This window comes from Sulfitobacter sp. D7, assembly GCF_003611275.1.
Lineage (GTDB): Bacteria > Pseudomonadota > Alphaproteobacteria > Rhodobacterales > Rhodobacteraceae > Sulfitobacter > Sulfitobacter profundi.
The window spans coordinates 47,381-61,764 of record NZ_CP020699.1; the positions used below are offsets into that span (position 1 = coordinate 47,381).

General features: G+C 58.4%; 15 protein-coding genes. 13 read left to right on the top strand and 2 right to left on the bottom strand.

Going from position 1 to position 14,384, the window contains the following annotated elements; translation table 11 throughout:
* Window positions 1-62: 62 nt before the first annotated feature.
* Complete coding sequence (gene rarD / locus B5M07_RS19175; protein ID WP_120352673.1) at window positions 63-1,004, top strand: EamA family transporter RarD; 942 nt, start codon at window positions 63-65, stop codon at window positions 1,002-1,004.
* A gap of 247 nt (window positions 1,005-1,251) precedes the next feature.
* Here rarD and B5M07_RS19180 read toward each other — a convergent pair whose 3' ends face one another.
* Complete coding sequence (locus B5M07_RS19180; protein ID WP_120352674.1) at window positions 1,252-1,929, bottom strand: TetR/AcrR family transcriptional regulator; 678 nt, start codon at window positions 1,927-1,929, stop codon at window positions 1,252-1,254.
* A 196-nt stretch (window positions 1,930-2,125) separates the two neighbouring features.
* Here B5M07_RS19180 and B5M07_RS19185 point away from each other — a divergent pair, with 196 nt between their 5' ends.
* The 12 genes from B5M07_RS19185 to aroQ all read left to right on the top strand — a co-directional run bounded on the left by B5M07_RS19185 (window position 2,126) and on the right by aroQ (window position 12,651).
* A complete protein-coding gene (locus tag B5M07_RS19185; RefSeq protein WP_162931934.1) occupies window positions 2,126-2,962 on the top strand; it encodes a shikimate dehydrogenase in 837 nt (278 codons plus the stop codon).
* A gap of 44 nt (window positions 2,963-3,006) precedes the next feature.
* On the top strand, window positions 3,007-4,014 hold the full coding sequence (locus B5M07_RS19190) for a DctP family TRAP transporter solute-binding subunit (RefSeq protein WP_120352703.1): 1,008 nt from the start codon (window positions 3,007-3,009) through the stop codon (window positions 4,012-4,014).
* 66 nt (window positions 4,015-4,080) lie between these two features.
* Entirely contained in the window at window positions 4,081-4,608 is a 528-nt protein-coding gene (locus tag B5M07_RS19195; RefSeq protein ID WP_120352675.1) for a TRAP transporter small permease, read from the top strand.
* A 1-nt stretch (window position 4,609) separates the two neighbouring features.
* Complete coding sequence (locus B5M07_RS19200; RefSeq protein WP_120352676.1) at window positions 4,610-5,890, top strand: TRAP transporter large permease; 1,281 nt, start codon at window positions 4,610-4,612, stop codon at window positions 5,888-5,890.
* Window position 5,891: 1 nt separating this feature from the next.
* Entirely contained in the window at window positions 5,892-7,778 is a 1,887-nt protein-coding gene (locus tag B5M07_RS19205; RefSeq protein WP_120352677.1) for a bifunctional sugar phosphate isomerase/epimerase/4-hydroxyphenylpyruvate dioxygenase family protein, read from the top strand.
* The gene (gene pcaC, locus B5M07_RS19210; protein WP_120352678.1) at window positions 7,775-8,158 is read left to right on the top strand and encodes a 4-carboxymuconolactone decarboxylase; all 384 of its coding nucleotides are present in this window, start codon (window positions 7,775-7,777) and stop codon (window positions 8,156-8,158) included. The genes B5M07_RS19205 and pcaC overlap by 4 nt, the downstream gene beginning before the upstream one ends.
* Window positions 8,155-8,877 carry a protocatechuate 3,4-dioxygenase subunit beta gene (pcaH, locus tag B5M07_RS19215; RefSeq protein WP_120352679.1) on the top strand — a complete coding sequence of 241 codons (723 nt, stop codon included), beginning with the start codon at window positions 8,155-8,157 and terminating at the stop codon, window positions 8,875-8,877. The genes pcaC and pcaH overlap by 4 nt, the downstream gene beginning before the upstream one ends.
* A gap of 2 nt (window positions 8,878-8,879) precedes the next feature.
* Window positions 8,880-9,479: a protocatechuate 3,4-dioxygenase subunit alpha gene (pcaG, locus tag B5M07_RS19220; RefSeq protein WP_120352680.1), complete on the top strand. Its 600-nt coding sequence runs from the start codon at window positions 8,880-8,882 to the stop codon at window positions 9,477-9,479.
* A 7-nt stretch (window positions 9,480-9,486) separates the two neighbouring features.
* Complete coding sequence (locus B5M07_RS19225; RefSeq protein WP_120352681.1) at window positions 9,487-10,356, top strand: 3-keto-5-aminohexanoate cleavage protein; 870 nt, start codon at window positions 9,487-9,489, stop codon at window positions 10,354-10,356.
* Window positions 10,353-11,129: a 3-oxoadipate enol-lactonase gene (gene pcaD, locus B5M07_RS19230; RefSeq protein ID WP_120352682.1), complete on the top strand. Its 777-nt coding sequence runs from the start codon at window positions 10,353-10,355 to the stop codon at window positions 11,127-11,129. Before B5M07_RS19225 ends, pcaD begins: the two co-directional genes overlap by 4 nt.
* Window positions 11,129-12,190 (top strand): 3-carboxy-cis,cis-muconate cycloisomerase, encoded by a 1,062-nt coding sequence (locus tag B5M07_RS19235; RefSeq protein WP_120352683.1) that lies wholly within the window; start codon window positions 11,129-11,131, stop codon window positions 12,188-12,190. Before pcaD ends, B5M07_RS19235 begins: the two co-directional genes overlap by 1 nt.
* Entirely contained in the window at window positions 12,187-12,651 is a 465-nt protein-coding gene (gene aroQ / locus B5M07_RS19240) for a type II 3-dehydroquinate dehydratase (protein ID WP_120352684.1), read from the top strand. Before B5M07_RS19235 ends, aroQ begins: the two co-directional genes overlap by 4 nt.
* A 256-nt stretch (window positions 12,652-12,907) precedes the next feature.
* On the opposite strand, the gene cysG is transcribed toward aroQ, so the two are convergent.
* Entirely contained in the window at window positions 12,908-14,383 is a 1,476-nt protein-coding gene (gene cysG, locus B5M07_RS19245; RefSeq protein ID WP_120352685.1) for a siroheme synthase CysG, read from the bottom strand.
* Window position 14,384 lies beyond the last annotated feature (1 nt).

Below are 14,384 nucleotides of genomic sequence, written 5' to 3' on the forward strand. Positions count from 1 at the left end.
AGGATAGTTTGACGCTGGCAGGCGTTCATAGAAGAGGTTAGGACGAATGCGGAGGACCACCCATGCGCAACCCCGACAGCCTCACGACCAGACCCAACGAAGACACACCCCAAGGTCTGGCCTTTGCCATTACAGCCTATGTGTTCTGGGGGTTCCTGCCGCTCTATATGAAGGCGCTGTCGCATATCCCGGCGGCCGAAGTTGTTGCGCACCGGGTGGTCTGGTCTGTGCCGATTGCCGCGTTTGTACTCGTGGCGATGCGGCGGACGCGGGATTTGAAAGCGGCGTTGCTTTCCCCTCGAACGCTGCTCATGGGTGCGGTAACGGCGACGCTGATCTCGGTCAACTGGGGTATTTATGTTTGGGCGATTGCCTCCGGACACGCGCTTGATGCGGCACTGGGATATTACATCAACCCACTGTTCAGCATTCTCTTGGGCGCGCTCCTTTTGGGCGAACGCATGTCCAAACGGCAGTTAATTGCCGTTGGCCTCGCCGTAGGAGCCGTGCTCGTGTTGGCACTGGATACCGGTTCGATCCCATGGGTTGCTTTGGGGCTGACATTAAGCTGGGGTTTTTACGCCTTGGCGAAAAAGAGCCTGCCGATCGGGCCGAACCAAGGCTTCCTGCTCGAAGTGCTGCTTCTTCTCGTCCCGGCCCTCGCCTATATCGCCTACCTCACAACGTCCGGTCAGGGGAATTTTCTCACTGGGGCGCCTGTCGATACTTGGCTTTTGCTGGGCTGTGGCGCGGTTACAGCCGTGCCTTTGCTAATTTACGCCAACGGCGCCAAGCTCTTGCGTCTCTCGACCATCGGAATTCTGCAGTACATCGCGCCCACGATGATCTTCATCGTGGCGGTCTTTGTTTTCGGCGAAGAATTTGGCCGCGCGCGGATGATCGCCTTTCCGATGATATGGGCGGCGCTGATCCTCTACTCGTCTTCGATGCTTCAGCAGATGCGTCGGAGCCGCCCTGCCAAGGGGTCCTTAGGGCAGGGCTAGAGCTTTAAAATTCTGCCGCACACTCCCCAGAATGGTCAATTAGACTGCCTGATTTGCAAGTGAAACGAATGGCTTCCTTCAAAGGCGCACATTATCTTGGTGCCTGGACGAAATATTCGCAAAGGCAGCTGTTTCTATTCGTATCGAAACTGCAGACCGCGTTGGCCACACCTTTGACTTCATGCTGGCTGAACACCCAGACACGACGGCAGCGCAAAGCTATTTAATCAAGGCTTAACGCCGCCTATCAGGAACCGGAAACCGGGACTGCCAAGACCGAGTTCAAAATCGTGCTGACAATCTCTTCTTTAAGCTTTCTTTGCCCCTCTTGGGAGACGATCTCATCCCCAAAAACCCGGGTGAAGGTAGGTTCGTTGGACACGTTAAAAAAGCACAGGGCGCTTATTTTCCAATGTAGCCGAAGGGGATCGATGTCCGAGCGAAACACTTTCATCTCGCGTCCACGCTCGAGGATTTCTTTTAACTGATCAACCGCCGGCGTGTTGCCTGATCGAATGGTTTCCGAGGCGGTCAGATGTATGCCTCGATGAATGTTCTCAATCATCACCAAGCGGATAAAATCTTCGTTGTCGCGGTGGTGTGAAAAGGTAAATTTGACCAGCTTAGAGAGAGCTTCAACAGGGTCGAGGTTCTCCAGCTCAAGGGCCCTCTCGCCTTCTCGCACATCGTTGTAGGCCTGTTCGAGTACTTCGCGATAGAGGCTCTCTTTGTCCTTGAAGTAGTAAAAAATCATCCGCTTGGACGTTTTTGTCTTCTCCGCGATGTCCTGCACCCGCGCGCCTGACAAGCCGTGGGCGGCGAACTCCGCTCGTGCCACGCGAAGGATATCCGCTTTAACGGCTTCGGGGTCCTGCTTCCATGAAGTGCGCTGACGACTCGTTGATGTTTTGGCGGATGTGGTCATGCGTAACTCCCTAACGGTCCGACCAGCATAGCACAATTAACTGCTTGGTACATATCTGTTGACACACAATTAACCATATGGTTCATTACGGCCATTCCAGCGTGCCGGGAGGATTCGCTGGATGCATCGGAGGTAACGAGTGTCGTCACAGATCAAGAAGCAGGCCAAGCACGCGCAAGACGACGGATCTGCCGATTTGTTGATCGGACTGGTGGGCCGAGGCATTCAACAGTCCCGCACCCCAAGGATGCACATGGCCGAGGGAGCTGCCCAAGGGCATCGCATTCTTTACCAAATTCTTGATGCCGATGCTTTTCCGCGAGGGGAGGCCCCGCTGGAAAAAATCGTCGACGCCGCCGAGCTTTGCGGTTTTGCCGGGTTGAACGTGACCTTTCCCTATAAAATTGACGTCATGGCCTTCTTGGACGAGTTATCTCCGAACGCCCGCGCCATTGGGGCCGTCAACACCGTGGTCTTTCGCAACGGGCGTCGCATCGGTCACAACACTGACAAATGGGGGTTCGAAGAAGGCTTCCGTCGGAACTTGCCGGACGCGAAAATGGGCCATGTTCTGCAAATTGGCGCGGGCGGCGCAGGGGTTGCTGTCGCTCATGCGCTCCTGTCCCTTGGTGCCGATCGCTTGACGATCACTGACACGAACACGGCGCGCGCCGCAGCTCTGGTGACGCAGCTTTCCCAAAATGCTGGTGCCGCGCAGGTCGATGCCATCGGTCTCGACCAACTACCGGAGATCGCTCCTACAGGTGTCGTAAACGCGACCCCCATGGGGATGGCGAAGCTGCCGGGCTCGGCCTACCCGGTCGAATTGCTGCATCCCGATTTATGGGTCGCCGATATTGTCTATTTCCCGCTTGAAACCGAGCTGCTTGCCGCCGCGCGCGCGGCAGGATGCCGGGTTTTGCTGGGCTCTGGAATGGCCGTCTATCAGGCCGTGCGGGCCTATGAACTCTTTACCGGGCGCAAGCCCGACCCGATGCGGATGAAAGCCACATTCGACGCTTTCATCTCATGAGACTTGCCGCGCAGGCGGCGACCGAACGCAAAATGGAGGATAGCATGCGTTTCAATTTTACCACCCTCACCACGGCCACGGCGCTCGCCCTTGGCCTTGCCGCCGCCGGCGCACAGGCTCAGACCCTGCGCATTGCCCATGTTGATCCCGATGAGTGGACCGGCTCCAAGAAAGGCGCGGCGGCCCAGATTTTCCGCAACATTGTCGAAGGCGAGACTGATCTGGAAGTTGAAATCTTCCCGGCGGGTGCTTTGGGTAACGAAGACGAACTGGTCGGGCAAGTTCAGGAAGGCCTTCTGCAAATGGCCATCGTATCGGGGGCCATGTCCAAAGCCTGCCCCGCGGCCTCGGTTCTCGACATCCCCTACACGTTCTCTTCTGCAACCGTCGCTTGGGAGGTGCTTGACGGTGAATTCGGTGAAGCACTGTCTGAGCACTGTCTTGAGCAGACCGGCATGCGGACCTTGGCCTATGGTGAAACCGGCTTTCGCAATTTTACCAACAACGTGCGCGAAATTCGTACCCCAGCCGATATGGAAGGCTTGAAATTTCGGGTGCAGCCGATCCCACTCTATCTTGAGATGGTCAGCGGCTTAGGCGGCGAACCGACCCCGATCGCATGGACGGAACTGCCGAATGCGTTGTCCACCGGTGTGGTTGACGGGCAAGAGAACCCGGTCGGCGTCATCTACAATAACGGTCTGCATCAACTCCAAAAATACATGATCCTTGATGGTCACGTTTACGCGGCAGACTTTATCGTCGTCAGCGATGAATTCTTCCAGACCCTCACCGCCCCCCAGCAAGAGGTCGTGACCCGCGCCGCCATCGTGGCCGGCAATATGGGCCGCTCAATCCAGCAGTGGACAACGGCGCAGGGCGTGCTTTCGGTTCAAGAAGAAGGCATGCAGGTCTATTCGCCCACCGCAGAAGAACTCGCCATGTTTGCCGAGAAAGCGCAGCCAGCAGTGGTTGAGTTCCTGCGCGGCGAATTGGGCGAGAACGCCACTTGGATCGATGAGCTCCAATCGGCAGTGGCAGCAACGCAATAAGCTGCTCCTACAGCCAGGCCGTCTTCGGCCTGGCTACACCATACCAACCGCGGAGGAGCCTGGGTCATGGACAGACTGAATAGAATAGTTGCTCAAGTCTTCGGCTGGGGAGCCGGGCTTTCGATGATGCTGGTGTTTGCGATCATCTTCATCAATTCCCTACGGCGCTACACCGTGGGCCAGTCGGTCCAATGGGGCGAGGAACTGCCGGTCTATCTGGCTGCCTATGGCGTGATGTTCGGCATCTCAATGGCCTATATGCAAGACCGCCATATCCGCTTCACGATCCTGATCGATTTTCTGAGCGACCAGCGCAAGACACTGATGTTCGCGCTCAGCGACCTTGTGATGATGGTAACCGGAGTGCTGCTGGTCCTTTCTGGCCTCGCCTTTCTCGAACGTCGCGGCAACACAATGTCCTCCGGCATGTTCGGTCTGGCACGCTGGCTGGAAAAGAGCACAGGGATCGAGGCCTTTGCTGCGCTCGGCACCCTTGGCGTCTACCAGTTTTCGCTGATCCTTGGCGGCGCAATGATCACCTTTGCGGCGGTTCTGAAATTCGTCGAGCGCCTGATCGCGCTCCGGGGGAACTGAAATGGTCTATATCATCCTTATCGCAGGGCTTCTCATCGGTGTGCCGATTGCCTTCGCGATCCTCGCCTCTTTGAGCTATTTCATGGCGGTGGGTGAAGCCCCCTACGCGCTGCGCATCGTCGCGACCGAACTGTTCAACGGGCTGAACTCCTACCCGTTGCTGGCCATTCCGCTTTTTGTGCTGGCTGGCGAATTGATGAACGAGAGCGGTATTACCGGACGGATCATCGCTTTTGCCAACGTCCTTGTAGGTCGGATGCGCGCCGGGCTTGCGATGGTCAACATCTGGGCCTCGGTCATCTTCGCGGGTCTGTCTGGCTCCGCTGTCGCCGACACCTCTGCCATCGGCCGGGTATTTATCCCCGAAATGGAAAAACATGGCTATGACCGTGCCTATGCGGCGGCCCTGACAGCGGCCTCATCGGTTATCGGACCGATTATTCCCCCTTCGATACCGGTCATCATCTATGCGTTAATCGTCACCGGGGTCTCGGTCCCTGCCCTGTTCATGGCCGGCGTGATCCCCGGCTTGTTACTGGCCGTCTTTCTCTCCGGCTACGTCATGCTAACGGTTGATATGACCAAGATCCGGCAGGCGGCCGACGACATGCCCGACGCGCAACCGGCCCGAGAGGCGCTGCTTGGGGGCATCTTGCCACTGCTGATGCCGGTTTTTGTTGTGGGATCGATCCTGCTTGGCGTGGTGACACCCACAGAGGCCGCCAGCTTTGCGGTCGCCTATGCGTTGGTTGTAGGCCTTTTTGTCTATCGCAAGATTGCATTTAGACGCCTTCCTATCATCTTTACCGAAGCGATGCGCGATAGCGCCGTGATCCTAATCATCATCGCGGCGGTTTCGGCAGCCAACTGGCTGTTGGCCTACAACCGTGTTCCCAACATGCTGACCGATTGGGTGTTGGGCAATGTTGACAGCAAGACCACGTTCTTGATCGCCGTCATCCTTCTGTTTCTCTTTGTCGGTCTCTTCCTCGAAGGCATCGCCGCGATGCTGGTGCTGGTGCCGATCCTCCACCCTATCGCCGTAAGTCTGGGCATTGATCCGGTTCACTTCGGCATTCTGGTGATTTTCAACCTGATGATCGGCCTGATTACCCCGCCTCTGGGCCTCTGTCTGTTTGTGGCAGAGGGCATTGCGGGCGTCGGCATGGCGCGCATGGTCAAGGCAATCCTGCCATTCTTTCTGGTCGAGGTACTGGTCCTGCTGGTTCTTACATTTGTGCCGCAGACAGTGACTTGGCTGCCGCAAGTCCTGGGGTATTGAGATGAAAACATCCATCGCAACAGTGTCCATATCCGGCAATTTCCCGGAGAAACTCGAAGCCATTGCCGCTGCCGGTTTTGATGGTATCGAAATCTTCGAACAGGACTTTATCGCCCATGACGGGGACCCCAAAGAAGTGGGCGACATGATCCGCGCCATGGGTCTCGAGATCACCCTCTTTCAGCCATTCCGCGATTTCGAAGGTTTGCCAGAACCGCACCGGGCAAAGGTTTTTGATCGGGTGGAACGCAAGTTTGACCTGATGCAAGATCTTGGCACAGACCTTGTTCTTATCTGTTCGAGCTGCCACCCGGAGGCTCTAGGCGGCATCGACCGGTCTGCGGCGGACTTCAACGCGCTCGGCGACAGGGCGGCCAAGCGCGGCCTGCGGGTCGGCTATGAAGCGCTGGCGTGGGGGCGGCACGTCAATGACCACCGCGACGCATGGGAAATCGTGCGCCGCGCCGATCACGGCTCGGTTGGCCTGATCCTCGACAGCTTTCACACGCTGGCACGCAGGATTGATCCCGAAACCATTCGCCGCATTCCCGGCGACAAGATCTTCTTTGTGCAACTCGCCGATGCCCCTGCAATTGACATGGACCTGCTCTATTGGTCGCGCCACTTTCGCAATATGCCGGGGGAAGGTGATCTGGATGTAACAGGCTTCATGAAGGCAGTCATGGCCACCGGGTATACGGGGCCAATTTCACTGGAGATCTTCAACGATCAGTTCCGCGGGGGCCATCCCAAGACCATCGCAAAGGACGGCTATCGATCTTTAGTCGCCTTGATGGACGACGTGCGGCGTGAAGAACCGGCGACGACGCCGACATCCCCCGCTCTGCCAAAACGCTCGAAGGTCGAAGGGGTGTCCTTCGTCGAGTTCGCCACCCGGGGCACAGAAGCCGATGCGCTGGAGCGATTGCTCGAAACGCTCGGCTTCACTCTCTCCGGCACCCATATCGCCAAAAAGCTGTCCCTATGGACCCAAGGCGATATACGGACCGTGGTGAACCGGGAGACCACCGGCTATGCCAGCAGCGCCTATACGACCCACGGCACAACCGTCTGCGACATCGGCATTTCCGTCGATGCGGCGACTGAGACCGTAAGCCGTGCCAAAGCGCTTGGGGCCGCGCCCTTTCATCAGCCGATTGGCCCCGGAGAGTTGGATATACCGGCCATTCGCGGGCTAAGCGGCAGTGTCCTGCATTTCATCGATCAAGGCAGCGGGCTGAATGATGTCTGGTCGGTCGAGTTCAACCAGACCGACGCCGAGCAGACCCATGCGGGCCTGACAAGCATCGATCACATTGCCCAGACCATGAGCTATGACGAAATGCTCAGTTGGTCCTTGTTTTATACCACGCTGTTCGACATGGGAAAATCTCCGATGGTCGATGTGGTAGACCCCGACGGGCTGGTGCGCAGCCAAGCTTTGGAAACCCGAGACGGCGCGTTTCGCATCACGCTTAATGGCGCAGAAACTCATCGCACCATGGCAGGCAACTTCCTTGCCGATAGCTTTGGCGCCTCCGTGCAGCACATCGCACTGGCGAGCGAAGACATCTTTGCCACCAGCAGCGCGATGCGGGCCAAAGGGTTCGAGCCACTGCCAATATCGGACAACTATTACGCCGACCTCGTCGCGCGGTTCGATCTAGATGCCGACATGCTTACCGCCCTGAAGGTCGGAAACATACTCTATGATGAGGATGCAAAAGGGGCGTTCTTCCAGTTCTACTCGCGTCCTTACGCGGGGGGCATGTTCTTTGAAATCGTCGAGCGTCGTGGCGGATACGCGGGCTACGGCGCCCCCAATGCCCCCTTTAGAATTGCCGCTCAGAAACGACTGATGCGCCCGAAAGGAATGCCAAAGAAATGACCGATAGATATGACGCTGGAATGAAGGTGCGCCGCGCCGTGCTCGGAGATGCCCATGTAGACCGTGCGACCGCAAGCGAGACCGAGTTCGACAGCGCGTTCCAGACACTGATCACCGAAGCGGCTTGGGGAACTGTTTGGGCTTCTGATGCAATCTCGCGGCGAGAGCGGTCCATGATCACACTCGCGCTCTTGGCCGCGACCAAGAACTTCGCCGAAATCCCGATGCATATCCGCGCGACCGCCAATACCGGCGCCACCCGACAGGACGTGATCGAAGTATTCCAGCATGTCGCCATCTACGCCGGGGTGCCCGCCGCGAACCACGCGATCGCGCTGGCCAAACAGACCTATGCAGAAATGGAGGAGGAACAATCATGAGCAATGGCGACCTCATCCAACGTGACCGCACATGGCATCCGCCTGCCCTTACGCCCGATTACAAAACCAGTGTCGCGCGCTCGCCGCGCCATGCGCTTTTGTCGCTGCAAAACTCGGACAGCGAACTGACCGGACCGACCTTTGGGCAAGGCGACATTGCAGAGATCGACAATGATCTGATCCTGAACTACGCCAAAACAGGAGACCCTATTGGGGAGCGCATTATCGTGCATGGTCGTGTCTTGGACGAAAACGCGCGGCCGGTTCCGAACACCCTTGTCGAGATCTGGCAGGCGAACGCAGGGGGCCGCTATCGGCACAAGAAAGATAGTTACCTCGCGCCGATCGATCCGGACTTTGGCGGCTGCGGTCGCACGCTGACCGATGACAATGGGTACTACGTCTTCCGCACTGTCAAACCCGGCGCCTATCCATGGCGGAACTGGGTCAACAACTGGCGGCCGGCCCATATCCATTTTTCTGTATTCGGGACCGCTTTTGCGCAGCGCCTGATCACCCAAATGTACTTCGAGGGCGACCCCCTCATCGCCAAATGCCCAATTGTGCAATCCATTCCGGAACAACGCGCCGTTGATCAGCTTGTCGCCGCATTGGATCTAAACGCCTCCCTGCCGCTCGATAGCATTGCCTATAAATTCGACATTGTCCTTCGGGGACGCCGCTCGACCTTCTTCGAAAACCGGCCAGAAGGGAACTAATCATGGTGCAAACACTCGACTACCTCAAAGAAACCGCATCTCAGACGGCTGGGCCCTATGTTCACATCGGGCTCGTGCCCGGCGACGCCGGCTTCGATATCTACGACCACGAACTGGGGCGGGACATTGCTGGCCCGAAGGCTGCAGGTACACGTATCACCGTCACCGGTACGGTAACCGACGGCACCGGCGCGCCGGTTAAGGACATTTTAGTTGAGGTCTGGCAGGCAAACGCTGCAGGCATCTATCCCGGAAAAGGCGAGGTTGAAGACGGCTTTCGCGGTTGGGGGAGGGTCACGCCCGATTTCGAGACCGGGGTATTCAGCTTTGAGACCGTGAAGCCCGGCAAGGTGACCGGGCCCGATGCCCGGCCAATGGCCCCGCACATCAATCTCTGGCTGGTGGCTCGGGGCATTAATGTCGGGCTCAACACGAGAATGTACTTCGGTGACGAAGACGCGGCCAACGCGGCTGACCCAGTCCTCACCCTGATTGAACAGCCCCTGCGCCGTGAGACGCTGATCGCGCACGCCGATGGCAACGCCTATCACTTCGACATTCGCCTACAGGGCGCGGGCGAAACCGTATTCTTCGATCTATGAGGCCGCTATGACCACCCCGTGTATCATCTGCGTTGCACTCACCGGGTCCCTGCCGACGAAAGACAACAACCCGGCAGTCCCGATCACCATTTCCGAACAGGTCGAAAGTGCTCAGGAGGCCTTTGAGGCGGGCGCCTCGATCGCCCATTGCCACGTGCGCGACGATCACGGTCGCCCCACCTCAGACCCGGCCCGTTTTGCGCGACTGAAAGAAGGTCTGGAACAGCACTGCCCGGGCATGATCGTCCAGCTTTCAACCGGGGGACGCTCTGGCGCGGGTAAGGAGCGCGGCGGTATGCTATCGTTGTCGCCAGACATGGCTTCGCTGTCAGTAGGGTCGAACAATTTTCCAACGCGCGTCTATGAAAACAGTCCCGACTTGGTCGACTGGCTGGCCTCGGAAATGATCGCCCATGATGTCAAACCCGAGATCGAAGCCTTTGACCTTGGTCATATCGTACAAGCCATCCGCATGGCCCAAGATGGTCGGTTAAAGGGGCCCCTTTATGTGCAGTTTGTCATGGGTGTGAAAAATGCGATGCCTGCGGACGAGCCGATTTTTGACTTCTACATCGAAACACTCAAACGTCTGGCACCGGACGCCCAATGGTGCGCCGCCGGTATCGGCCCTGCACAGTTGACCATCAACGAATGGTCTATCGCCAAAGGCGGTCACACCCGAACCGGCCTGGAAGACAATGTCCGACTGGACCGCCATAGGCTCGCGCCCTCCAACGCCGCATTGGTCAAGCGGGCCGTCGCACTTTGCGAGAAATACGAGCGACCTGTCGCGACGTGGCAAGTGGCGCGGGAGATATTGGGGCTGAAGACGAGAGAGAGCGCTGCGCCAAAGACCGCCTCTGCCGCCACCCCATGATGTTCGCCACCCTCAACGGGATGACACACCACTATCGCTATCGGCCCGGAACCGGCGTGCCTGTGGTGTTTCTGAACTCGCTTGGTACGGACTTCCGGATCTGGGACAAAGTCATTGACCGGCTGCCGTCACAAACGCCAGTGCTTTGCCTTGACAAGCGCGGCCATGGGCTGAGCGACGATGGGCCAATTACGATGGACCAGCTCATCGACGATGTTGCTGCCCTTGCTCTGCACCTTGACCTGCCTCCTGCCCTGATCTGCGGTGTATCCGTTGGCGGCCAAATCGCTCAAGGTTTTGCCGCTGCCTACCCGGCGCAGGTGAGCGCGCTCATGCTATGTTGCACCGGAGCCAAGATCGGTGACGCGGAAAGCTGGAATGCGCGCATTGAAAGCGTTGGGAAGTCCGGTATCGCTGCGCTCTCGGACGCCATTCTTGAACGCTGGTTCAGCCAAAACTTTCACGCGACACGTTCGGCCGAATGGGCAGGCTACCGCAATATGCTGACCCGCACATCTGCTGTTGGCTATAGCGGCGTTTGCGCCGCAATCAGAGACAGTGACCTTACGACGCGAGCTGGGGCAATCACGGTGCCGACAGTTTGCATCGCCGGAAGTGAAGACCGCGCGACCCCGCCGGAACTCGTCAGGGCGTTGGCGCAGGTTATACCGGACGCCTCCTATCACCTCGTGCCCGGCTGTGGTCATCTACCCTGTATTGAAAACCCCAAAACTGTCTCAGATCTGCTGGAAGACCTGATGGAAAAGATTTGATGACCTCCCCTTTCGAGCATCCTTGGTTGAGCGGGTTATTTGGCGACGCAGAGGCCGCGGAGATTTGGGGCCCCACGCGGCAGATGACGCATATGATCGCCTTCGAGAGAGCCTATACGCAGGGGCTGTGCAAAGTCGGCAGTATTTCTGAAGATACCGCGAAAGAAGTCGCGCGTACTTTCGACGATTTCCAACCCGATATGGAAGCACTTCGTTCTGCGACAGCGCGTGACGGGGTGGTTGTTCCCGAACTGGTACGGCAGATCAGGGACACTGCGGGCTCTCATGGTGAAGCCATACATAGCGGCGCGACTTCGCAGGATGTGATTGATACCGCCTTGGTCCTGACTTTGAAGGACTACAGTAACCTTCTGGAGCGGCGCCTTTTGGAACTGACGGAAGCCATGGACGCTTTGTCGGCGCGGTTCGGGAACCAGAGGATCATGGGGCGCACCCGGATGCAGGCGGCGATGCCCATTGCGGCACGAGAGCGGTTCGTCACATGGTCTCAGCCTTTAGACGACCATCGCCAGCGGCTCTCGCAGATCAGGCCCCGCGTCGAGCGGCTTCAACTTGGGGGCGCAGCGGGGGATCGGGCAGCTTTGCTCCATGCTGAATCTCTCGGGGCTGAAGTGGCTTTACGGCTCGGTCTCGCGAACCCGCCAAAGGCATGGCACGCAATGCGCGACGCGGTGGTCGACTACGCAGGCCTGCTGTCGCTGATCAGCGGAACGCTTGGCAAAATGGGACAAGACATTTGCCTCATGGCGCAACAAGGCGTCGACGAAATCGCGCTGGACAACGCGGGCGGCTCTTCTGCGATGCCCCACAAACAAAACCCCGTACTGGCTGAATTGCTTGTGACGCTCGCCCGGTTCAATGCCACTCAGGTGTCGGCCATGCATCAAGGACTGGTTCACGAGCAGGAACGTTCCGGAGCGGCTTGGGCGTTGGAATGGATGGTTCTTCCGCAAATGGCTCAAGCAACCGCACGCAGCTTGGCCGCATCAACCGAAATTTGCCAGGCGATCTCCCACGTTGGCTCAAAGGACATCAGATGAGTTCCCAAACGATCCATATACTCAACGGCCCGAACCTGAACCTGCTGGGCACCAGACAGCCTGAGGTTTATGGGCGGGATACTCTGCACGATGTCGAAACGCTCTGCCGACGCGTTGCCGCCGAATATGATCTGGCCATTCTGTTTCGCCAAAGCAATCATGAGGGTGAAATTGTAGAGATGATCCATGAAGCAAGAACCGAGGGGCTGGGCATCGTCATCAACCCAGCCGCCTATACCCACACCTCAATTGCTATTCGCGATGCCTTAGCGAGTTGTGAAATCCCGATTTACGAAGTCCATATTTCGAACGTTCACCGTCGGGAGGCCTTCCGGCACCACTCCTACGTATCTGGTGTTGCGACCGGCGTCATAGCGGGGTTAGGGATCGAAGGCTATGCTGCGGCTATTCGCGTGTTATCCCGTGCAGAGAAAAGGCCAAACTTTGAGTTGAACCCCTGAATTCTACGATACGCACGTACCGATTATGAGCCGAGGTTAATTCATCCTTCGGAAACGATTTCATCGCAGCGATTGCTGCATTTCCCACCGGCAACGACCACCCGCTTCGGGTCAGATCCCCGGCATCGCAACCGCCAGTATTTGCAAATCCGGTACTTCACTGCCGATCTCTGCGCGTCTCCTCGGTTGAACAGGTAGACGAAAGCATAGAGCGTGTTTGGGCCGCTGGTAGGGTTAGGTGAAACACAGCTAACTGTCAGATGACATGGCGGTCACGAAAGGAGGGGGCGACGGGACATCCTCGTGTTCTGCCGCCATTCGCCGCGGTCTCACTTTGAAGGCTCACTCCCGTTTCGTATTTCGGCACCGCTGACGTGACTCCATCTGCCGATGGCCACGTGACGAGGAGGATCGCACTGCCTGTCACGCGGTGTTCCCGCAAAACATTCGCCATCGTAGCGACAGTCGCTTCCAAATACCGTTGGCCTTGTTTGGTTACCTCAACACAAATATCCACCGAGCAGTCCGGCGGCATCCCTTGTTGCATCCACAGCCCGGACAGTCGGCTGGCCTGAGACACCGACATATAAAGCGCGGTGGTGGTGCCGGGACCGGACAGGCGGATGCTGTCGGGCAATGGGTCTTCCGCCCTGCCGGTGCCTGTCGCCAGCACAAGAGTATTGGCGACACCCCGCTCTGTCAGGCTGCGAGTAAGCCCGGCGGCGGCGGCACAGGCGGCAGTCACACCGGGCACGATTTCGATTGGAATACCGGCCTCACGCGCAGCTTCAACTTCCTCGGCAGCGCGTCCAAACACCCCGGGATCTCCGGATTTCAACCGCACAACGCGACGCCCCTTCTTCGCCTCGGAGACGACCATGCTGTTAATCCGATCCTGCGGCCAGCGATGGGCACCGACATGCTTGCCGACGAACACGCGCTCAGCGTCACGGCGGGCCAGTTCCAGAACCTCTGCATCGACCAACCTGTCGTAAAAGATCACATCCGCCTCCTGAAGCCTTTCGACCGCGCGCAGGGTCAACAGGTCGCGCGCGCCGGGGCCAGCGCCGACCAAGGTGATCTGGCCGATACTCTCCCCGGTGGTGCCGCCGCTGGCAATGGCCGCTTTGATGTCGCGCGCGGCGTCGCGTTCGGCGCCGCGCACCCATTGTCTGCGGGGGGTCCCTTTGAAGACCCACGCCCAGAAGGCGCGGCGCTGCGCCAGGGGAATATTGCGCGCGACACTGGGTCTGAGCCGCCCGGCAAAGGCAGCGAGGCCACCAATGTTCTGCGGCAAAAATCGCTCAATCTTGGTCTTAATCTCGCGCGTTAATACAGGTGCGGTGCCTTCGCTCCCGATGGCCACGACGATGGGGTCTCGGTCCACGATAGCGGGCGTGGTTATGTCGCAAAGGTCGGGCTGGTCGACCACATTCACCGGGCAGCGTGCCGCCTTGGCGAGGGCATGCGCCGCCGCATCCAGCGCGGGGCAGCCGGTGCCGACAAAGGCCATGACCGCGTCCTCAAACACCGCCGGCGATAGCTCTGAGATCTGCCCTGCCCGCCCGCTGTCCACCAGATCAGCCAGTTCCGCATCAAGCGCCGGGGCCACCAGAACCAGCTCAGCATCGGTTTTCAGGAGCAATCGCGCCTTCTGTGCCGCCTGCTCTCCGCCGCCGACGATAACGACCCGGCGGCCCGTGGTACGGATGAACATTGGAAAAGATTTCATG

Bases quoted from the DNA above. Each gene is read 5' to 3' on its own strand.
- rarD (WP_120352673.1), top strand. From the start codon at position 63: ATGCGCAACCCCGACAGCCTCACGACCAGACCCAACGAAGACACACCC.
- B5M07_RS19180 (WP_120352674.1), bottom strand. From the start codon at position 1,929: ATGACCACATCCGCCAAAACATCAACGAGTCGTCAGCGCACTTCATGG.
- B5M07_RS19190 (WP_120352703.1), top strand. From the start codon at position 3,007: ATGCGTTTCAATTTTACCACCCTCACCACGGCCACGGCGCTCGCCCTT.
- B5M07_RS19195 (WP_120352675.1), top strand. From the start codon at position 4,081: ATGGACAGACTGAATAGAATAGTTGCTCAAGTCTTCGGCTGGGGAGCC.
- B5M07_RS19200 (WP_120352676.1), top strand. From the start codon at position 4,610: ATGGTCTATATCATCCTTATCGCAGGGCTTCTCATCGGTGTGCCGATT.
- B5M07_RS19205 (WP_120352677.1), top strand. From the start codon at position 5,892: ATGAAAACATCCATCGCAACAGTGTCCATATCCGGCAATTTCCCGGAG.
- pcaC (WP_120352678.1), top strand. From the start codon at position 7,775: ATGACCGATAGATATGACGCTGGAATGAAGGTGCGCCGCGCCGTGCTC.
- pcaH (WP_120352679.1), top strand. From the start codon at position 8,155: ATGAGCAATGGCGACCTCATCCAACGTGACCGCACATGGCATCCGCCT.
- pcaG (WP_120352680.1), top strand. From the start codon at position 8,880: ATGGTGCAAACACTCGACTACCTCAAAGAAACCGCATCTCAGACGGCT.
- B5M07_RS19225 (WP_120352681.1), top strand. From the start codon at position 9,487: ATGACCACCCCGTGTATCATCTGCGTTGCACTCACCGGGTCCCTGCCG.
- pcaD (WP_120352682.1), top strand. From the start codon at position 10,353: ATGATGTTCGCCACCCTCAACGGGATGACACACCACTATCGCTATCGG.
- B5M07_RS19235 (WP_120352683.1), top strand. From the start codon at position 11,129: ATGACCTCCCCTTTCGAGCATCCTTGGTTGAGCGGGTTATTTGGCGAC.
- aroQ (WP_120352684.1), top strand. From the start codon at position 12,187: ATGAGTTCCCAAACGATCCATATACTCAACGGCCCGAACCTGAACCTG.
- cysG (WP_120352685.1), bottom strand. From the start codon at position 14,383: ATGAAATCTTTTCCAATGTTCATCCGTACCACGGGCCGCCGGGTCGTT.